This is a genomic window from Geobacter metallireducens GS-15 (assembly GCF_000012925.1).
Taxonomy (GTDB): Bacteria; Desulfobacterota; Desulfuromonadia; order Geobacterales; family Geobacteraceae; genus Geobacter; species Geobacter metallireducens.
Genome location: NC_007517.1, coordinates 3,068,794 through 3,088,333, shown reverse-complemented (window position 1 = coordinate 3,088,333; position 19,540 = coordinate 3,068,794). Strand labels below are relative to the sequence as shown.

The following is a 19,540-nucleotide window of genomic DNA, read 5'->3' as shown; positions in this document are numbered from 1 at the left end:
ACGACGAGTATAATTTTACCAGAAGATTCTATGCAAGCACGTATACCGTATGGCTTTTCCCTTGCCCCCCACGGATGCCCCTTGCTATAAGGAATTACATGGAAACGACAGGTAATCGGGTATCCCTCGGGGAAATTTTTCGCACGTTCCTCATCATCGGTGTTACCGGCTTCGGCGGGGGGATGGCGGTGGTGGCCCTGGTGGAACGGGTCTGCGTCCACGACAAGGAATGGCTCAGCCACGAGGAGTTCATGCACGGCCTCGCCTTCGGGCAGTTCCTGGGCCCCTTCTCCCTCAATTCCTGCACCTTCGTCGGGTGCACCCTCCGGGGCCGCATCGGGGGCACCGTGGCCGCGTTCGCCTTCATCCTCCCGTCGTTTCTGATTGTCTCATTCCTTTCGCTCCTCTACTTCCGCTACCATGAACTTCCCGAACTCCAGTCGGCCCTGCAGGGGACCAACCCCGTCATCATCGCCCTGATCCTGGTGGCGGCCATTGGCATGGGCCGCAAGATTCGCGGTGTGGAGCCGTGGGCCATCGCCCTTCTCACCTTCGGGCTCGCCGCGTTCTTCCAGGTGAACGGCCTCGCGCTCCTGGCTCTGACCGCCTTCTGGTCCCTGGCCCGGGCCCGGTTCCGTCAGGTGCACCACTGATGGGGTCCCTTGCCACCATTGCCTGGACGTTCCTGAAGATCGGCCTGGTCTTCGTGGGGGGAGGGTACGTCCTCATTCCGCTTCTCCACCGGATCATGGTGGACCAGTACCACTGGCTCACCATGAAGGAGTTCCTGGACGGACTGGCCCTCTCCCAACTCACCCCCGGCCCCCTGGCGATCCTCGCCACCTTCGTGGGATACCGGGCCGGAGGCTTTGCCGGCGCCCTGGTGGGGACCGTCGCGATCTTCCTCCCCTGTACCGCCCTCATGGTCTTCCTTACCCGGCGCTACGAGCGGCTGCGGAACATTCGCCTGATCCGCGAGGTGCTGGACGGGGTCGTGCCGGCCGTGGTGGGGCTCGTGGCGTCCGCCGGCTGGAAGCTGGGGAGCACCTCCCTCGGCTCGGCGCGGGACATTCTCCTCTTCGTCGCCGGCTTCGCCATTCTCCAGTTCACGAAGGTGAGTCCCCTCTTCGTCATCCTCGGCGCCGGAGCGCTGGGGTATTTTCTTCATTTTTCCTGAAAGATCATGGCCGGTTGGCAACGCTCACCGGTCCGTGGTAAGGTAACGCCATGAAACGAAAAACCCTTCCAAAACTCCTCTATGCCGACGCCAAGGGGAACATCTTCGACCACCCCGACCTCTGCATGGCCGGCATGAGCGGCCCCGAGGCGGTGCTCCCCGAGGGGGTTGAGCTGATTCCGCTCCCCGAGGGGAGCCGGCTCTTCACCATCCCCGATACCCCGCCAGTTGCCTGGGACGAGAAGCAGCGGAAATTCGTGACCGTGCCCACGGTCCGGGAGGGGCGGCGAAACCTGCCGGTGCAGGCGGTGTCGGCCTTCATGGCGCCGGGGTACGTGCGGACGCTGCTTCCCGCTTGCGATTACGGCAGGAAGAAGGTGCACCTGCCGCTCTGGTCCTACACCGCCGTGGGGTGGGACGAGGAGCGGGACTGCTTCGTGGTGGCCGCCTCAAGGGTGGATACCAACGACAACTGGAACCCGAACAACTACGACGACCGGAAGCTGGATCCCCTGGTGCGACAGCGGCTGGCGGAGATGCCCAACAACCGCCTCCTGGAGCAGCTTGCCCGCTGCGCCGTGGATTACCACTGCTTCGCCGCCAAGAACCTTTTCTTCCGCCGCTGGGAGGCGCCGCTACCCACGTCGCCGGCCTGCAACTCCCGGTGCCTGGGGTGCATCAGCCTCCAGCCCTCGGACTGCTGCCCGTCCAATCACGAGCGGATCGGCTTCGTCCCCACGCCCGAGGAGATCGTGGAGCTGGCCCTGCCGCACCTGGAGCAGGCGCCGGAGCCCATCGTCTCCTACGGCCAGGGGTGCGAGGGGGATCCCATCATGCAGGCCGACACCGTGGCCGAGGCGACCCGGCGGCTGAAGAAGGCCACCAGCCGGGGAATCGTGAACTTCAACTCCAACGGCTCCTTCCTCGACCGGATCGCCATGCTCTGCGACGCGGGGATGGACTCTATGCGCTTTTCCATGAATTCGGTGCGGGAGGAGTTTTACGACAAATACTACCGGCCGGTGGGGTACCGCTTCGCCGACGTGAAGGAATCGGTGCGGCTGGCCAAGGAACGGGGGCTTTTCGTGATGATCAACTACCTGGTCTCGCCAGGGCTCTCCGACAATGCCGACGAGGTGGAGGCGCTCCTGCGGTTCATCGGCGACACCGGCCTGGACATGATCCAGATGCGGAACCTCTCCATCGATCCCGACTTCTACAATAAACGGATGGGGGTCACGGGACGGGGGATCGGCATGTACCGGATGCTGGAGCGGGTGAAGCGGGAGTTTCCCCGGATCCAGTACGGCTACTACAACCGGACCCGGGAGAACTTCTACCCCGAGGGACTGGAGAAGAGCTGGCCGATCCGCTGACTTCGACTTTCCAACGCTGTTGAACGAAAAAGAGGCTTCCCGAACAGGAAGCCTCTTTCTGCGCGTAACGAATGGGCGTGTCGGTTCAGTTCTTGTTCCGACGCCACCCGGCGATGCCCAGACCCAGATGCGCCACAGTGGAGGGCTCAGGGGGCGGGGTCGGGTCTAGCAAAATGAAATCATTGCTGCGTATCTTCAGTACCGCACGTCAAAAGTGTCGAATTCTCCTCTAAAAGACTTTCGTTCGACGATCACCCGGTCGACCCGGGCTCGGGAAGGGCCGTGGTGGCACCATTCAACAAGGGCCTGGACGTCTGTCTCGTCCCCTTCGAAGCATCCTTGCACGTCGCCATTTGGTAGATTTTTCACCCAGCCGGTCACCCTGAGCTGATTTCCCTGGAGTACCGTGTGATGGCGGAATGCGACCCCCTGCACAAGCCCCTTGACGGTGACGATGGCGCGAATCTTCATGGTCATTGCTCTCCCTCCAGCATCTGCAGAAATTCATCCTCGGCGAGAACCGTGACCCCCAGCTGCCGGGCCTTGTCCAGCTTGCTCCCTGCTTCGTCCCCGGCCACCACGTAGTCGGTCTTCTTCGATACCGACCCGGCCGCATGGCCCCCCTCGCTCTCCACCATCTTCTGGGCCTCGCTCCGGCTGAAGCGGATCAGCGTACCGGTGAAGACGAAGGTCTTGCCGGTGAACTTTCCCCCCACCTTTTTCTCTTCCACCGTCGGCTCCACCCCCGCCTCCACCATCCGCCGGATGGTCTCCCGGTTCCCCTCGTTGTGGAAGAAGGTGGTGATGCTTTGGGCCACTTGGGGGCCGATCTCCCGGATGGAGAGGAGCTCCGCCTCCGTGGCCCGGGCCAGGTTGTCGATGCTCCCGAAGGCCGTGGCCAGGAGCTTTGCCGTGTGCTCCCCCACGTGGCGGATGCCGAGGGCGAAGATGAAACGGGAGAGTTCCCGTTTCTTGCTGGCCTCGATGGCGTTCAGGAGGTTCTCCGCCAGCTTCTCCCCCATCCGGTCGAATTTCATGAAATCGTCCCTGGTGAGGGTGTAGAGGTCGGCCACGTTACCCACGAGCCCCAGCCGCAGGAGCTGCTCGATGTACTTCTCGCCGAGCCCCTCCATGTCCATGGCGTTGCGGGAGGCGAAATGGATGATGGACTCCCGGATCTGGGCCGGGCAGGAGAGTCCCATGCAGCGGACCGCCACCTCGTCGGGGATCTTCACCACCTCGGAGCCGCACTCGGGGCAGGCGGCGGGAATGGGGAGGAACCGCTCGCTCCCCGAGCGTTTCTCCGTCAGCACCTTAACCACCGCCGGGATCACGTCGCCGGCCCGCTCGATCACTACCGTGTCGCCGATGCGGATGTCCTTGCGCTCCATCTCCTCCCAGTTGTGGAGGGTGGCCCGGGAGACGGTGACCCCGGAAACCTCCACGGGGCGCAGGTTCGCCGTGGGGGTGATGACCCCGGTGCGCCCCACGGACGGGACGATGTCCTCGATGACCGTGACCGCCTGGCGGGGGGGGAACTTTACCGCCACGGCCCAGCGGGGAGAGCGGCTCTTTTCTCCCAGTTCTCGCTGGAGGGGAAAGGAGTCCACCTTCACCACCACCCCGTCGATCTCGTAGGGGAGGGTGTCGCGCTTTTCGGTCATTTCGCGATAGTAGGCGAGGACCCCGGCGACTCCCGTCACCTGACGTGCCAGGGAGGTCACCGGAAGCCCCCGCTGCCGGAGGGCGGAGAGGAACTCGCCTTGGCTGCCGAAATCGGCGCCGCGAATCTCTCCCGGCGCATAGCAGAACATGGTGAGGGGGCGCCGGGCCGTGATGCGCGAGTCCAACTGCCGGAGGGAGCCCGCCGCCGCGTTGCGGGGGTTGGCGAAGGGGGGCTCTCCCTCCTCCTCCCGCTGGGCGTTCAGCCGCTGGAAGGCCGCCAGGGGGAGAAACACTTCGCCCCGCACCTCCAGGAGCTCCGGGGGATTCTCCCCTTCGAGCCGCAGGGGGATGCTCTTGACGGTTTTCAGGTTCTGGGTAACGTTCTCCCCCACGACCCCGTCGCCCCTTGTGGAGCCCACGGTGAGCGTGCCGTACTCATAGACCAGTTCCACCGCAAGCCCGTCCAGCTTCGGTTCGCACACGTAGGCGATCTCTTCCCCGGCCGGAAGCGCCAGGGCGCGCTTCACCCGGGCGTCAAACTCGGCGATATCGCCATCGGTAAAGGCGTTTTCCAGTGAGAGCATCGGGATCCGGTGGGTCACCTGCTTGAACTTCTCCAGGGGTGCCCCCCCCACCCGCCGGCTAGGGGAGTCGGGGGTGACCAGCTCGGGATGCTCCTCTTCCAGCTTCAGCAGTTCGCGATAGAGAGCGTCGTATTCCGCGTCGGTGAGCTCGGGGCGGTCGAGGACGTAATAGAGGTGGTCATGGCGCCTGATCTCGGCGCGCAACTCAGCAATGCGCCGCTCGGCGGCGTTTCTGTCCATGGTGAATCTCCGTGGTTTGATGATAGGTGCTTATAGCATAGCGGGGATGTCATGGCAATTTGTCGGGATGGTTAACAGGGCTGTGCAGGGATTGGTTACAGGCGCCTCTGGTTTTCGGTAGAGCAGGGTACAAGGACGCGACTTTTCGCTAAAACCTCGAAAGGATTGAATGTCGCAATAAGTATGTTTTAATTGTCACTGCCGGACACGGCGCGAATAGTGGTGATTGCCACGTCACAAGGAGGGAGCCATGGCGACGAACCTGTTGGAGCAGCTTAGCGGGATGTTTACCAGTGACCTAGTGGGGCAGATCGGCCATTTTCTGGGGGAGGGAACGCCGGCCGTCCAGAAGGGGGTGCCGGCTGCCCTCTCGGCATTGGTGGGTGGGGTTGCGGCAAAGGGTGTGTCGACGGACGGTGCGTCGCAGATTCTCGGTCAGGTCCGCTCCGGCGGGTTCGGGGAGAATACCCTCTCGGGGATGGCCGCGTCACTGGCAGGGGGTGAGGCGACCAAGGGGCTCCTGGAGCAGGGAAACTCCCTCGTCGGCTCGCTCCTCGGCAACAGGGCCGGCGGGGTTGCGGAGTGGCTGTCGTCCGTGAGCGGCCTCGGAAAGGGGAGCGCCCAGTCGCTGCTGGCTCTCCTGGCCCCCTTCGTCATGGGGAAGATCGGCAAGGAGGCACAGGAGAAGGATCTGGGGGCGGTGGGGCTTTCGGGGCTCCTGGAAGGCCAGGGGCCATTTCTGCAACAGGCCGCCCCGGCGGGACTGGCCGGCCTGCTCGGCCTCTCCAGCCTGTCGGGCCTCGGGGGCGGCGCGTGCCCCAGCGCCCTCTTCTCCGGCCCCCTCTCGAAGATCGTCTGGATTCTGGCCGGCATCGTGGTTGCCTTCCTCCTGTACACATTGCCCCAGCGCTGCTCCATGAAGACTCCGGCAATCCAGCCGGCGCCGCCCCAAGTGCAGGCACCGGCCGTCAAGGTTGATCCGAAGCTGGGAGCCTTCGGTGATGTGACGCTCCCCGACGGCGTCACCCTGAACATTCCCGAATTCGGCATCGAGCGGAAGCTCCTCGCCTTCATCCAGGATGGGGCGAGACCCGTGGACAAGACCACCTGGTTCACCTTCGACCGGCTCCAGTTCGAGACCGGCAGCGCCGTGCTGAAGCCTTCATCCCAGGAGCAACTCGGCAATATCGCCGCGATCCTCAAGGCGTTCCCCCAGGTGGCCATCAAGATCGGCGGCTACACCGACAACGTGGGTGATCCCCAAGCAAACCTCAAGCTCTCCCGGGACCGGGCAAGCAACACCATGCAGGAACTGGTGAAGCTGGGCATCGATCCCTCCCGCCTTGAATCCGAAGGGTACGGGGAGGAGCATCCGGTTGCCGACAACGCCACGGAGGAAGGACGGCAGCAGAACAGAAGGATCGACGTCCGGGTGACAAAGAAATAGCTGACACGGGGCGCGGATGGTTCATGGGGGTTATCCGCGCCCCGTGTGCATTCAATCGGCAGACCATGACAGGAGTGCCTTGCCATGCGATGGAGTGACGGACGGAGAAGCGACAACGTGGAAGACCGCCGGGGGATGACCGTTGGCCGGAAGGCGGTGGGGGGCGGCATCGGCACGATCATTCTCGCGCTGGTCGCCATGTACTTCGGCATCGACCCGTCGGTGGTCCTGCAGCAGGGGGGCTCTCCCCTCACAGCGCCGACAGAGACGAGACAGGCCGGCAAGCCTCCCGCCAGTGACGAACTTGCCCAGTTTGTGTCGGTGGTTCTGGCCGACACCGAGGATACCTGGCACGAGCTCTTCCGGAAGAACGGCAAGACCTACCAGGAGCCGAAGCTGGTCCTCTTCACCGGCGCCGTGGAGTCGGCCTGCGGCTATGCCCAGGCCGCCATGGGCCCCTTTTACTGCCCCCTGGACCAGAAGGTCTACATCGACCTCAGCTTCTACCGGGACCTGAAGGAGCGCTTCAAGGCGCCGGGGGACTTTGCCCAGGCGTACGTCATCGCCCACGAAGTGGGGCACCACGTCCAGTCGCTCCTCGGCATTTCGGAGAAGGCCCACGACCTCCAGCAGCGGAGCGGTAAGACCCAGGCGAACCAGCTCTCGGTGCGACTGGAGCTCCAGGCCGACTGCCTGGCCGGCATCTGGGCCCACCACGCCGACCGGAGCCGGCAGGTTCTCGAAAGCGGCGACGTGGAGGAGGCGCTCCAGGCGGCCACCAGCATCGGCGACGACCGCCTCCAGCAGCAGGCCCAGGGGTACGTCGTCCCCGAAAGCTTCACCCACGGCAGCTCCGAGCAGCGGGTCCGCTGGTTCAAAACCGGCCTCGACACCGGCAACTTCGGGGCGTGCAATACCTTCGGGGCCCAATCGTTGTAGATTGATGGTGCCTTTCCCCTTGGCACGGTAATCGCCTTCTCGTATTTCGCCTGATACCTCTGCTATCAATGGTGACAGCCGGGCCGACCAGCCCGGCTGTTGTGCGTTTTGAGCACCGATTTGCCGTTTCGAGATTCCAATGCCTGAGCCCTTCACCGGACCTTCCCCCCACGACAAAGCCAATGTGCCAATGTAGCGCCCATCTCCCAATTAGTTGAAATTAGCTAACGTGGCTCGTTATTTCTTGTGATTTCATTAAGTTATGCCTGTGTGTCGAGGGTTCTTACAGATGTGCCCTGGACATTTTACAAAAAGTGTAATGATATTTTAATGTTGGCTCAATTTTAATGTTCAACGTGCGAAGAATCGCCATGTTACGTCATGGCTTGGATTATGCAACTTTAATTTTGAAAAAAGTGCAATAATTCCGTTTGGTTGCCGTTGTGTTGGTTGTGTTGTTTTACTTTGTTACCACCCTGTGCTGGCACTATGAACCTGCCGTAACGCGGTCGATATCTGAGATGCTTACCCATTCCCGTGAGGATGGGTCAAAATCACAGGAAAGGAGGACCGTTACAACACCCATCGGAAGTACAAATCAGTTTGTGAAAGGAGAGTGACAATGAATGGGAAGATGAAAAGTTTCACCAGTAAAGCCTTGGCAATTGCCGCCGGCATGGTAGTGCTGGTCCTCGTTCAGTCAAATCCGACACAGGCGTCGACACTCCAGGTGGGAGTGACCGTGTATGACACCGCCGATCCCACCAATTTCTACAGTCGGGTAATTGTGGACAATGGTGCAGGTGACCTTGATCCGAATCCTCATGCAATCCTCCTCGGGAACAATTTTGAGCCCATCCCAGGTTTTGTTGTCCAAGGTTCATATCATACCGCCCACTTGGAGCCGAATATCCTCACCAGCGCGTCATCGTCCGTGACCAATACCAGGGGGACCACGAGTCGCGCTTTCGTCGTGGTCAGTGATACGGATTTCAAGCCGCCGACCAATGCCACTTTCGTCACCGGCAGCGGCACGTGGACCAATGCGGCAGGCTCGACTATTGCTCTGGGGTATTATAATGATCCCAACAACGGGCAGTATGCTGCTCCGTTCGTTCCATTTGATACCCTGGGAAATCCGAATCCTGCGCCGGTGCTTTTTGCAGATTTTGATAGCTTTGACCAGGGCTGGGCCTCGCTGCTTTCGGGAGATCTGGTTGCGAGCTTCAGCGATACAGCAACCAGTGATCATGATTCGTTCGGTTTCAACGGCGGTCCCTATGGCGTTAGCAATGTCGATCCGTTTTCGATGGCCTTAATGTTCGATTTCAGCGTTGTTCCCAACGGCATGCTGACCTCTCGCGGCCTGTCGATGGAGGCAGACCCGATCCCTGAACCATCCACGTTCCTTCTCCTGGGCGCCGGCCTTGGGGGAGTGGTGTGGCTGAGGCGCCGGAAGTAATTCATTGGAGACATGGTTCCAACCGGTTTCCCTTGGCACGGTAATCGCTCCCTTGCATTTCTCCCGACACCTCTGCTATCAATGATGACAGCCGGGCCGACCAGCCCGGCTGTCGTGCGTCTGGAGCACCGATTCAACCGTTTCGAGGATTATTTTTATGCTTGACCTCTCCACCCTCAATCCACCCCAGCGGGCCGCTGCGGAGCACACCGAGGGGCCGCTCCTGGTCCTGGCCGGCGCCGGCTCCGGCAAGACCCGGGTCATCACGTACCGGATCGGCCACCTCCTTCTCGACAAGAAGGTGAAGGCCGAGGACATCCTGGCGGTCACCTTCACCAACAAGGCGGCAGGCGAGATGAAGGAGCGGGTCCGCGAGCTGGTTGGGCGTGGCAAGGCCAAGGGGATGGTCATCTCCACCTTCCACTCACTGGGGGTCCGAATCCTGCGCCGGGACATCGAACGGCTCGGTTACAAGAAGAATTTCAGCATCTACACCACCTCGGACCAGATCGGCCTCATCCGCCAGGCCATGCGGGAGGTGAACGCCGACGGGAAGAAGTTCGACGCCGAGACGCTCCTCTGGCGGATCTCCGGCTGGAAAAACGGACTCATCCCGCCGGACCGGGCCGTCCCCCGCTACGACGATCCCGACGAGCTCCTGGCCTGCGACGTCTACCCTCGCTACCAGGCGCTCCTCCACGCCTGCAACGCCATCGACTTCGACGACATCATCATGCTGACGGTGCGGCTCCTCCAGGACTACCCTGAGGTGCTGGACCACTGGCAGGAGCGCTTCCGCTATATCATGGTGGACGAGTACCAGGACACCAACGCCTCCCAGTATCTCTTCATTTCGCTCCTGGCGCGGAAGTACCGCAACCTCTGCGTGGTGGGGGACGATGATCAGTCCATCTACGGCTGGCGCGGGGCCGACGTGGGGAACATCCTCGACTTCGAGCGGGACTACCCGGGGTGCCGGGTGGTGAAGCTGGAGCAGAACTACCGCTCCACCGGCACGATCTTGGAGGCGGCGAACCAGGTCATCAAGAACAACGCGAAACGGAAGGAGAAGCGTCTCTGGACCGATGTGGGGGAGGGACGCCCCATCGACATGGTCATCGCCCAGGACGACGAGGAGGAGGCGACCCTGGTGGTGGAGCGGCTCCAGATGGAGCGCTACCAGCATAACCTCTCCTTCGGCGACTTCGCCATCCTCTACCGGACCAACTCCCAGAGCCGGGCCTTCGAGGAGCAGCTCCGCTTCGAGGACATCCCCTACGTGCTCGTGGGGGGGATGCAGTTCTACGAGCGCAAGGAGGTTAAGGACGCCCTCTCGTACCTGAAGGTGATCGACAACCCCCTGGACGAGCAGGCCCTGTTGCGGGTGGTGAATTTCCCCCGCCGGGGGATCGGCGACGGGACCGTGGTGAAGATCAACCAGTGGTCCCTGGAGCACGAATGCCCGCTCTTGGAGGCTATGGGGAGGGTGGAGGAGATCGAAGGCATCCCTGGCGCGACCCGGGAGAAGGTCCTGACCTTCCACCGGCTCATCACGGGCGCGGCCGGGGAGTTCCGCCGTCCGGGAGATCTGGCGGCGCGGGTGAAGGGGTTCTACGACCGGATCGGCCTTGAGGAGGAGCTCTACCGTACCATCGAGGAGCCGGCCACGGCCCGGCGCAAGGTGGAGAACGTGGAGCAGATCATCAACTCCATGGCGGGGTACGAGGAGAGGATTCCGGGGGCGACCCTCTCGGGGTTCCTGGAGAAGGTCTCCCTCATGGACGAGGATCGCTTCAGCGGCAAGGACAAGAAGGAGCATGGCAAGGATGCCGTGACGCTCATGTCGCTCCACTCCAGCAAGGGGCTGGAGTTCCCCTTCGTTTTTTTAGTGGGGTTCGAGGAGGAGATCCTCCCCCACAAGAAGTCCGTGGAGGAGGGGATGAGCATCGACGAGGAGCGGCGCCTCTGCTACGTGGGGATCACCCGGGCCCGCCGGCACCTCACCATAACCCGCTGCCTCCACCGGAAGAAGTACGGCAAGCTCCTGGAGCGGCAGCCGAGCCGCTTCCTGGAGGAGATTCCGGAGCGGCTCGTGCAAGTTCATGAAGGTGAGGTGAAGAAGGCCGCCACCGAGGAGGAGCAGGAGGCCATGGCCCAGGATTTCTTCGCCCGGATGCGGGAGAAACTTTCCTGAAAAAGTTAGTTTGAATAACACGGAGAAACGGAGAGCACGGAGAAAATCAATAACGTTAATGGATTTGGTTGGGGTCTCAGCAGGTGATGCCAATCAGATGGTTTTGAATGGCAATTGACTGATTCTACTCCGTGTTCTCCGGTTCTCCGTGTTATTGAAGGCTTATAAGGCTTATTTGATCGTCTTCTCCCCCGGTTTCCACCCCAGGGGGCAGAGCTCGCCGGTCTGGAGCGCTTCCAGCACCCGGAGGGTCTCATCCACGCTCCGTCCCACCGAGAGGTTGTTCACCACCTGGTACTGGAGGACACCGTTGGGGTCGATGATGAAGAGCCCCCGCAGTGCCACCCCCTCCTTTTCGTCGAGGATGCCATAGCGGGCCGTCGCCTCTTTCTTGTTGTCGGCCAGGAGAGGGTACTTCAGGTCGCCCAGGTCCCCCCGCTTGATCCAGGCCAGGTGAGAGTACTTGCTGTCCACGGAGGCGCCGAGAAGCTGGGCATTGAGTTCCGTGAACCGATCCATGGCCTTGTTGAAGCCGGTGATCTCCGTGGGGCAGACAAAGGTGAAGTCGGCGGGGTAGAAGAAGAGGACCACCCACTTGCCCCGGTAGTCGCCCAGGCTCACCTTCTTGAATTCCTTGTCCACCACCGCATCGAGGGTAAATGGCGGAGCCGGCTCCCCCACCTTGGCCATCTCGGGAGCGGTGCGGACCATCCCCTTGTGGTGCTGGACCATGAGCTCCGTGGCCTTGGTCATGTCGTCGGCTTTTTCGGGGGCGGCGCAGGCTGGGCCCGCAAAGAGTGAGGTGGCGAGGATTGCAGCGAGTAGTGCCGTTATGCGGTTCATGGGAACCTCCTGGTGGGATTTATTGACGACGGAAACGTCACAAGCATATCCCCATCAAAGGAAGTTGCAAGTGGGCAGGGTGATTCAGAAAACGGTTCTCCTGCCACGGCTTTTGTGGTACAAGAGAGCGATTTTTCATCGAGAAAGGAGCACACCATGGGCGAAGAAACCAATCCCCGCGTCGTCATCGAGACATCCCAGGGGAACATCACCGTCGAACTGTTCAAGGACAAGGCCCCCATCACCGTCCGCAACTTCATCTCCTACGTGAAGGAAGGGTTCTATGACGGCCTCATCTTCCACCGGGTCATCAAGAATTTCATGGTCCAGGGGGGCGGACTCGACGAGAATATGCAGCAGAAAAAATACAAATTTGCCATCAAGAACGAGGCCGCCAACGGTCTCAAGAACAACAGGGGAACCCTGGCCATGGCCCGGACCGCCGTGGTGGACAGCGCCACCTGCCAGTTTTTCATCAACCTGGTGGATAACGCCTTCCTCGATCACAAGGGGAAAACCCCTGATATGTTCGGCTATGCCGTGTTCGGCCAGGTTGTGGAGGGGATGGATGCGGTGGATGCCATTGCCCAGGTGAAGACCGGCAATAAGGCCGGCCACTCCGATGTGCCGGTGGAGCCGGTATTCATCACCAAGGCTTCCGTGGTGGAGTAGGCTCCCTGCCCCTCTCCCTTGGGGAGAGGGTGGCCGAAGGTCGGGTGAGGGGAAATAGCGCAGGTTGAGGGTAGATAAAAAGGCCGTCCGAGTCATCGGGCGGCCTTTTTCATGGCAGATTAGTGACGGTCTTGAGGCGGGTGCCGTGTTCCTCCTCGGCCGGCGGTGGGCCGGAGATAACCACCCGGTTGCGTCCCTCCGATTTGGCGCGGTAGAGGGCCACGTCGGCGGCCTTGACGAGTACTGCCTCGACGTTGCCGTCCTCCGGGAAGGAGGAGACGCCGATGCTGGCAGTGAGGCGCCCCTGGGGGAGGTTCTCCTCGTGTGAAAACTCCTCCCCTTCGATCTCGCGCCGAATCCGCTCGGCCACAAAGAGCGATTCCTTCTTGGAGGTGCCGGGAAGGATGATGCAGAACTCCTCCCCGCCGTAGCGGGTTACCACGTCCATCTGCCGGGCGGTGTCGGAGAGGATCCGTGCCATTTTCTTCAGTGCCCGGTCGCCGGCCAGGTGGCCGCAGAGGTCGTTGTAGATCTTGAAGTTGTCCAGGTCGATGAGCATCACGGTGAGGGAGAGGTTCTGCCGGATGCTCCGGGCCAGTTCCTCTTCCATGCGACGCTTGAGAAAGCGGCGGTTGTAGAGGCCAGTCAGCGGGTCAGTGATTGACAGCTGTTCCAGGAAGTCTGCCCGCTCGATGGACAGGGCCCGCTCGATCATGATGGAGGCATGGTCGGCGAAGGTGATGAGCAGATTCAGGTCATTCTCGGTGAAAATCCCCTGATTCTTCTTGTCCGACAGGTTCAGAACGCCGGCGACGCTCTCCCTGAGCTTGATGGGGATGCTGACGAATGACTTTGTCTTGAAACGGGGACGGTTGGGGATGCCGATCCGCTTGTCCTTCTCGATGTCGTTCACAAGGAGGGGGTTGCCGCTGGCCGCCACCTTGCCGGCAATGCCGCTCCCCACCTGGACCACCATGCTCTGGGCCAGCTGCATGTTCATGCCGAGGGCCGCCTCGATTTTGAGGTTTTCGCCGTTTTCGTCGATGAACATGAGGGAGCCGCTGGAGGCATCCGCCAGGTCGGCCGCCATGGCGAGGATTTGCTCGTTGAGCTCTTCCTTGGAGGTGGCCCGGGAGAGGGCGGTGAACATGGTCATGAGCTTGGTTGCCTGGGCATTGTCGGCGGAGTGCTTTTCCTCCTCCCGCAGGCGCAGGAGTTTCGCCGAGGCCCGGTCGGCGACCAGTTGCACGAGGAGCTTGTCCCGGCGGGTGATGGCCGCATCGAAGAGAACCATGATGCCGAGAAAATCACCGTTGGAGGCGAAGCGGATGCACAACCCCTGATTGGCGGCGATTTCAGGGAAGAGGGTCCGGCACTCATCGTCGAGGGTGACGACGTTCTCTTTCCGGTTGCGGGGAAAGATCGACAACGCCCGTGCCGCCGGCATGGTTCCCAGGTCGGGCTCCATCCCCCAGAGCCCCTTCATGGAGAATGTGCTGCTTCCTTCGGGGGAGAGCATGGCGATCCGGCCGATATCGAAGAGGATGCCGAGGGTCTCGCTCAACAGCCCCAGGACTTCGTCGGCGGTCTTTGCCGCGTCGATGCCGCCGGCAACCCCGGAGATGGAGGCGAGCCGCCGCATGGTGTTTTCGAAGATGAGGGTGTGGATGTTCCGGCCGAGCAGTGTCGGAAGCAGTTCGTGAATCTTGCGGGCAGTTTCGGCCACCTCCTCCTCGGTGACGGCGGGGAGGTTTTCCAACTCTTCCAGAAGGGCAACAGCGTCCACGCTGTCTGTCTGGGCGAGGGATTCCATGGGGGCCAGGTCGACATCTTTCTCCCTGACTCCGCCGCCGATGAGGCAGGTGAAGGGGATATCCCTCCCCCGGAGCGGCACGGCAAAATTGAGGAGTCCTGTCTGACACCGGAAGACCACCGCCCTGTTTTCGCCCATGGCCCTCTGGACTGCCTCTTCCACGGCCGTCTGGCAGGCCTTGCCGCAGAGCAGGCTCTGGGCGATGGCCTCGCAGACGGGGAAGAGGGACCGGTAGAGCGGCATTCCCCCTTCTGTCTCGGCGCAGAAGGTCAGCTGGTAGGGCGCGAGGAAGGGGTACGATTTGAGTACCTCAAGCAGCTCCACCGGCTGGATTGTAGTCAGTTCAGCATGGTGCACGATAGTTGTCCCGTTTCTTCCAAAGGTCAGGCGGCTCCGCCCACGGTTATTTCCTCGATGAGCAGCGTCGGCTGGGCATCGGACACCGGCACCCCCTGGCCGTCTTTGCCGCAGGTGCCGATGCCGAAGCCCAGGTCGCTTCCCACCTTCACGATCTTTTTCAGCACGTCGGGGCCGTTGCCGGTGAGGGTCGCACCCCGGACCGGTTCGGTCACCACCCCGTTTTCGATGAGGTATCCCTCGGAAACCTCGAAGACGAAATCCCCGTTAACCGTGTTCACCTGCCCGCCACCCATCTTGCGGACGAAGAGCCCCTTTTCGACCCCTCGGACGATCTCCTCCGGCGAGCTTTCCCCCGGCGCGATCAGGGTGTTGGTCATCCGGACGATGGGCTTTGCGTGGTATCCCTCCCGCCGGCCGTTGCCGGTGGAGGCGCACCCGTCCTTCATGGCGGAGAGACGGTCGTAGAGGTATCCCTTGAGGATGCCGTTTTCCACGAGCACGGTCCGCTGGGCCGGCGTCCCCTCGTCGTCGAAGGAGAAGGAGCCCCGGGCGTTGGGGATCGTGGCGTCGTCGATGACCGTCACCAGGGGCGAGGCCACCTGCTCCCCCACCTTGCCGGTGTAGACCGACATGCCGCTGCCGGCCAGGTCCGCTTCGAGGCCGTGTCCGATGGCCTCGTGGACCATGGTTCCCCCCGCCTCGGAAGAGAGGACCACCGGCATCAGCCCGCCGGGGGCCTTGCGGGCGCCGAGCATCATCACGGCTCTCCGGGCAGCCGCCAGGGCAACCTCCTCGGGGCTCCGCTCCCGGAAGATCTCGTGACCCATGAATCGACCCACGGGCTCGTACCCGGTCTGGATTACATCTCCGTCCGCCGCCACTACTTGCGTCAGGAAGAGGGTGCCGGTCCGGAGAGCCTCCGTGAAATCACCAAGCGAATTGGCGATCTGAGTTTTGACGGCGCCGTCGCGGTAGACGGCCGTAACTTGGCGTATTCTTTTGTCGAAACCGCGCGCCGCCGCGTCGCCCCGGTTCACGAGCGCAACTTTGTCCTGAAGTGGTACGTTATCTGGCGGAATCTCGATGGGGAAGCCCGGTCCAACGAGCTTCGTCCGCATGTCGATGGCGCGGCCGAACTGCTCTCCCTTTACCGCCCTGCTCACGGTCTCAGCCAGCGCCAGGAGGGCCGTTTCGGTCACCTCGTTGGTGTAGGCGTAGGCGGTGCGCAGGTCCGAGATGACCCTGATCCCCACCCCCCGATCGGTGCCGGCGAGGACTTTCTCAATCTTTCCGTCTTCGCAGATAATGGAGGTGCTTGAGCCCTCCTCGTAGTATATGTCCGCGAATTCACCGCCTCCCGCAAGGGCGCGGCGCAGGATGACACTCAGGTTCATTCCGTCAAGCATGGCTGGAAAACTCCGTGGCTGACACCTCTTTGATAGCAATTTCGGTGCCGAGCGATTTGAGGAGGGCGTCTAATGTTCCCGCGAAATAACTATTATACGTGATGACGACAGTGCTGGTTTTCCGGTCAGCCGTACTGAGGGTGGCAAGGCCTTCGTAGGCTTCCACGATGAACTTCAGGTAGGCGAGGTCATGGCGCGGAACCTGGAAAAAGCGGGTGATTTCAGTGGGCTGGTACACGGTGCTCCCGAGAATGATAATTTGTACTTTTTAACACGCAAGTACTTAAAAAACAACATAAAAAAGTGTGCTTTGCAATGGCTGTATTACTCGGTGGTTAGCAGCCCGGCGGGTTAAATTCGTTGCCTCCGGGGCCCCTGGCGCGTAAAATGCGTTCGGTTTGCAGCAACCAGTTTTTCCTCATCTGAATTCTATTTTGTCGCACGGTGTCGGAAGGGGTGGAACTCTCGCTCCGAACCGATCCAGCGTCACCAGCCGGTCTTCGTGGCACGTAAACAGCTATTCCCGAGGCTTTCCCTCCGCTAGTGCCTAAGGTGGTTTTTTGCGGGGATCGCTTCTCCGCGAGAGCTCCACCCCTTCCGGGGACTAGCGGTGGAAAATGTGACATAAGTAGAACTAAAGGAGTATCGGATATGATGAATACCCACCGTCTGGCCACGGGAGCGGCGCTCCTGGCATTTCTCGTTATTGTATCGCCATTGGCTGCCGAAGTGAAACCCGCGGCAAAAGTTTCTTCGCCTCCCCCCGCGGCCGGCTCGGTTTTCCGCGATCGCCTGAAGAATGGCTCCTCCGGTCCCGAGATGGTGGTCATCCCCGCCGGCAAGTTCCGGATGGGGGCCATCTTCGGCGGCGGCGACCCCGACGAGAAGCCGGTCCACTGGGTATCAATCGCCCGCCCCTTCGCCATGGGGAAGTATGAGGTGACCTTCGGGGAGTACGACCGGTTTTGCGATGCCACCGGCCGGGAGAAGCCCAAGGACGGCCGTCGCTGGTTCGGTCCTCTCTCCCGGGACTGGGGCCGGGGACGGATGCCGGCCATGAACGTCAGCTGGGAGGATGCCGTAGCCTATGCCAAGTGGCTGTCGGAGCAGACGGGGCAGAAGTACCGGCTCCCCAGCGAGGCCGAGTGGGAGTTCGCGGCCCGTGGCGGCAAGGATACCCCCTTCTGGTGGGGGGGAACCGCCGGCGAAAAAAGGGCCAACTGCAAGGGGTGCGGCAGCAAGTGGGACAACAAGAAGGGTGCGCCGGCGGGCTCCTTCGCCGCGAATCCCTATGGCCTCTTCGATACGGCAGGCAACGTCTGGGAATGGTGCCTCGACACCTGGCACGACAGCTATACCGGAGCTCCCACTGACGGCTCCCCCTGGCTCGGCGGCGACGACACCCGCCGCGTCCAGCGGGGTGGCTCCTTCGGGAGCAAGGTCCGTTACATCCGCTCCTCAGCCCGGGGACGCGGCGCCCCCGATGGGCAGTATGTCTATCTCGGCTTTCGGGTGCTGAGGGAACTGTGATCGCCAACAATCCCCTCGACACCCTCCGGACGGTCTTCGGCTACCGCACCTTCCGCCCCTTCCAGGAGGAGATCGTCACCCGTCTCATCGGCGGCGGCGATGCCTTTGTCCTCATGCCGACGGGGGGCGGAAAGTCCCTCTGCTACCAGATTCCGGCCATCCACCGTCCCGGCGTCGGCATCGTGGTCTCTCCCCTCATCTCCCTCATGAAGGACCAGGTGGATACGCTGCGGGAGAACGGCGTGGCGGCCGCGGCCTACAATTCCGCCATGGGCGAGCGGGAGGCCCGGCAGGTCCTGGCCCGGCTCCACGCGGGCGAGCTGGATCTCCTCTACGTGGCGCCGGAGCGGCTCATGACCGACGCCTTTCTGGAGCGGCTCCGGGAGATCCCCGTGGCCCTTTTCGCCATCGACGAGGCCCACTGCGTTTCCCAGTGGGGGCACGACTTCCGCCCCGAGTACGTGGGGCTGGGGCGGCTGCGGGGGCTCTTCCCCGGCGTGCCGGTCATCGCCCTCACCGCCACCGCCGACGTCCAGACCCGCAGCGACATCATCGACCGGCTGGGGCTTCGGGACGCCCAGGTCTACGTCACCGGCTTCGACCGGCCGAACATCCGGTACACCGTGGTCGATAAGCAGAAGCCCTTTCACCAGCTCCTGGCGTTTCTGGGGAACCGCCCTCAGGATGCCGGCATCGTCTACGCCCTCTCCAGAAAGCGGGTGGAGGAGGTGGCCGGCAAGCTGCGGGATGCCGGCATCGAGGCGGCCGCCTACCATGCGGGGCTGGCCGACGGCGAGCGGGGCCGGGTCCAGGAGGCGTTCCTGCGGGATGATGTCCGCGTTGTGGTGGCCACCGTCGCCTTCGGCATGGGGATCGACAAGCCCAACGTCCGGTTCGTGGTCCACTACGACCTTCCCAAGAACATCGAGAGCTACTACCAGGAGACGGGCCGGGCCGGGCGCGACGGGCTGCCGGCCGAGGCGCTCCTTCTCTTCGGCTATGGAGATATTGCCGTCTCCCGCTCCCTCATCGAGTCCGGCAACAATCCGGAACAGGTGCGGATCGAGCTCCACAAGCTGAACGCCATGGTGGGGTTCGCCGAGGCCGGCACCTGCCGCCGGGAGGCGCTCCTGGGCTATTTCGGCGAGCGGCTTGCCGAGCCGTGCGGCAACTGCGATCTCTGTCTCGATCCCCCCGAGAGCTTCGACGCCACCGAGGATGCCCGCAAGGCCCTCTCCTGCGTCTACCGGGTGGGGCAGCGCTTCGGCATGGGGCATGTGATCGACGTGCTGCGGGGCTCGAAAAACGAGCGGATCCAGCAGCTGGGCCACGATCGCCTCTCCACCTACGGCATCGGCGCGGACCGCTCCGCCGAGGCGTGGGGAAGCATCATCCGCCAGCTTATTCATCGCGGGTACCTGGAGCAGGACCTGGCCAACTATTCGGTGCTGAAGCTGACCCCGGCGGCCCGTCCCCTGTTGCGGGGGGAGGTGAGCCTGACCCTTGCGAAGCCCCGGGTGAAGGTTGCCCCGGTCAAAAAGGAGCCGAAGCGTAAGGGGGTAGTGGCATCGCTGGCCGAGAGGGACGAGGATCTCTTCCAGGCGCTGAGGGCTCTCCGCAAGCGACTGGCCGACGAGCAGCAGGTCCCCCCCTATGTCATCTTCAGCGACGCCACGCTGGTCGAGATGGCGACCCTGCGTCCCGCAACCATGGACGACCTCCTGCGGGTGAACGGGGTAGGGGAGCAGAAGCTCGGGCGCTACGGCGCGGCGTTTCTTGAGGCGATTCGGAACAATTCGTGAGTATTTGTTTCTGAGCGAAATTTTCATTTC

General features: G+C 62.4%; 17 protein-coding genes. 10 read left to right on the top strand and 7 right to left on the bottom strand.

Features of this window, described 5'->3' with window-relative positions; all coding sequences use genetic code 11:
* Nucleotides 1-98: 98 nt before the first annotated feature.
* From GMET_RS13695 to GMET_RS13685, 3 genes are read left to right on the top strand one after another with little or no spacing between them, the layout of a single operon-like run.
* Complete coding sequence (locus GMET_RS13695; protein WP_004511728.1) at nt 99-653, top strand: chromate transporter; 555 nt, start codon at nt 99-101, stop codon at nt 651-653.
* Nucleotides 653-1,177 carry a chromate transporter gene (locus GMET_RS13690; RefSeq protein ID WP_004511729.1) on the top strand — a complete coding sequence of 175 codons (525 nt, stop codon included), beginning with the start codon at nt 653-655 and terminating at the stop codon, nt 1,175-1,177. Before GMET_RS13695 ends, GMET_RS13690 begins: the two co-directional genes overlap by 1 nt.
* Nucleotides 1,178-1,227: 50 nt before the next feature.
* Nucleotides 1,228-2,553: a radical SAM protein gene (locus tag GMET_RS13685; RefSeq protein ID WP_004511730.1), complete on the top strand. Its 1,326-nt coding sequence runs from the start codon at nt 1,228-1,230 to the stop codon at nt 2,551-2,553.
* 85 nt (nt 2,554-2,638) lie between these two features.
* Here the strand turns inward: GMET_RS13685 and GMET_RS19300 are convergent, their stop codons facing one another.
* From GMET_RS19300 to ligA, 3 genes are read right to left on the bottom strand one after another with little or no spacing between them, the layout of a single operon-like run.
* A complete protein-coding gene (locus tag GMET_RS19300) occupies nt 2,639-2,725 on the bottom strand; it encodes a PEP-CTERM sorting domain-containing protein (protein WP_390138530.1) in 87 nt (28 codons plus the stop codon).
* Nucleotides 2,726-2,748: 23 nt separating this feature from the next.
* Complete coding sequence (locus GMET_RS13680; RefSeq protein WP_004511731.1) at nt 2,749-3,030, bottom strand: acylphosphatase; 282 nt, start codon at nt 3,028-3,030, stop codon at nt 2,749-2,751.
* Entirely contained in the window at nt 3,027-5,042 is a 2,016-nt protein-coding gene (gene ligA, locus GMET_RS13675; protein ID WP_004511732.1) for an NAD-dependent DNA ligase LigA, read from the bottom strand. The genes GMET_RS13680 and ligA overlap by 4 nt, the downstream gene beginning before the upstream one ends.
* 250 nt (nt 5,043-5,292) lie before the next feature.
* Between ligA and GMET_RS13670 the strand changes: the two genes are divergently transcribed.
* The 4 genes from GMET_RS13670 (at nt 5,293) to GMET_RS13655 (ending at nt 11,084) form a co-directional block, all read left to right on the top strand.
* Nucleotides 5,293-6,489 carry an OmpA family protein gene (locus GMET_RS13670; protein WP_004511733.1) on the top strand — a complete coding sequence of 399 codons (1,197 nt, stop codon included), beginning with the start codon at nt 5,293-5,295 and terminating at the stop codon, nt 6,487-6,489.
* Nucleotides 6,490-6,573: 84 nt separating this feature from the next.
* Nucleotides 6,574-7,428 (top strand): KPN_02809 family neutral zinc metallopeptidase, encoded by an 855-nt coding sequence (locus GMET_RS13665; protein ID WP_004511734.1) that lies wholly within the window; start codon nt 6,574-6,576, stop codon nt 7,426-7,428.
* Nucleotides 7,429-8,050: 622 nt separating this feature from the next.
* Nucleotides 8,051-8,890, top strand: coding sequence for a PEP-CTERM sorting domain-containing protein (locus GMET_RS13660; RefSeq protein ID WP_004511735.1), 840 nt, complete (start codon nt 8,051-8,053; stop codon nt 8,888-8,890).
* A 157-nt stretch (nt 8,891-9,047) separates the two neighbouring features.
* Nucleotides 9,048-11,084 (top strand): ATP-dependent helicase, encoded by a 2,037-nt coding sequence (locus GMET_RS13655; protein WP_004511736.1) that lies wholly within the window; start codon nt 9,048-9,050, stop codon nt 11,082-11,084.
* 171 nt (nt 11,085-11,255) lie between these two features.
* Here the strand turns inward: GMET_RS13655 and GMET_RS13650 are convergent, their stop codons facing one another.
* Nucleotides 11,256-11,774: a peroxiredoxin gene (locus GMET_RS13650; RefSeq protein ID WP_202943498.1), complete on the bottom strand. Its 519-nt coding sequence runs from the start codon at nt 11,772-11,774 to the stop codon at nt 11,256-11,258.
* 309 nt (nt 11,775-12,083) lie between these two features.
* Here GMET_RS13650 and GMET_RS13645 point away from each other — a divergent pair, with 309 nt between their 5' ends.
* A complete protein-coding gene (locus tag GMET_RS13645; RefSeq protein WP_004511738.1) occupies nt 12,084-12,599 on the top strand; it encodes a peptidylprolyl isomerase in 516 nt (171 codons plus the stop codon).
* 109 nt (nt 12,600-12,708) lie between these two features.
* Here GMET_RS13645 and GMET_RS13640 read toward each other — a convergent pair whose 3' ends face one another.
* Genes GMET_RS13640 through GMET_RS13630 form a run of 3 tightly spaced genes read right to left on the bottom strand, consistent with a single transcriptional unit; the run spans nt 12,709 to nt 16,416 of the window.
* Nucleotides 12,709-14,769 (bottom strand): diguanylate cyclase, encoded by a 2,061-nt coding sequence (locus tag GMET_RS13640; RefSeq protein WP_004511739.1) that lies wholly within the window; start codon nt 14,767-14,769, stop codon nt 12,709-12,711.
* Nucleotides 14,770-14,795: 26 nt separating this feature from the next.
* Nucleotides 14,796-16,178: a TldD/PmbA family protein gene (locus tag GMET_RS13635; protein WP_004511740.1), complete on the bottom strand. Its 1,383-nt coding sequence runs from the start codon at nt 16,176-16,178 to the stop codon at nt 14,796-14,798.
* Nucleotides 16,171-16,416 carry a DUF4911 domain-containing protein gene (locus GMET_RS13630; RefSeq protein WP_004511741.1) on the bottom strand — a complete coding sequence of 82 codons (246 nt, stop codon included), beginning with the start codon at nt 16,414-16,416 and terminating at the stop codon, nt 16,171-16,173. The genes GMET_RS13635 and GMET_RS13630 overlap by 8 nt, the downstream gene beginning before the upstream one ends.
* A gap of 413 nt (nt 16,417-16,829) precedes the next feature.
* Here GMET_RS13630 and GMET_RS13625 point away from each other — a divergent pair, with 413 nt between their 5' ends.
* Nucleotides 16,830-17,708 carry a formylglycine-generating enzyme family protein gene (locus GMET_RS13625; RefSeq protein WP_004511742.1) on the top strand — a complete coding sequence of 293 codons (879 nt, stop codon included), beginning with the start codon at nt 16,830-16,832 and terminating at the stop codon, nt 17,706-17,708.
* Nucleotides 17,705-19,510: a DNA helicase RecQ gene (recQ, locus tag GMET_RS13620; protein WP_004511743.1), complete on the top strand. Its 1,806-nt coding sequence runs from the start codon at nt 17,705-17,707 to the stop codon at nt 19,508-19,510. Before GMET_RS13625 ends, recQ begins: the two co-directional genes overlap by 4 nt.
* Nucleotides 19,511-19,540 lie beyond the last annotated feature (30 nt).